The organism is Mariprofundus sp. NF (assembly GCF_013387455.1).
Classification (GTDB): Bacteria; Pseudomonadota; Zetaproteobacteria; order Mariprofundales; family Mariprofundaceae; genus Mariprofundus.
On sequence record NZ_VWNC01000023.1, the window covers coordinates 1 to 254 of the forward strand.

General features: G+C 40.2%; 1 pseudogene. It reads left to right on the top strand.

Features of this window, described 5'->3' with window-relative positions:
• A pseudogene (locus F3F96_RS12360) lies at window positions 1–125 on the top strand (IS110 family transposase); the annotation flags it as partial.
• Between the last annotated feature and the right edge of the window lie 129 nt (window positions 126–254).

Below are 254 nucleotides of genomic sequence, written 5' to 3' on the forward strand. Positions count from 1 at the left end.
TTAAAGCAGGCAAACCTAAGATGCTGATTGTTGGAGCGGTAATGCGTAAATTGATCCATATCATTTATGGTGTGTTGAAAAACAACCAACCGTTTAACCCTGATTTTCAGGTGAAAAACGTTTGACTTGAATCGCTACCGATTCTCTAGACACTTCTGAGCTCTTCATAATATCGCCGTTCAAACTCGATTGGCGACAAGTTGCCATTATAACCATGTTGCCTGACTGAATTGTAGAACATTTCGATGTAGTCG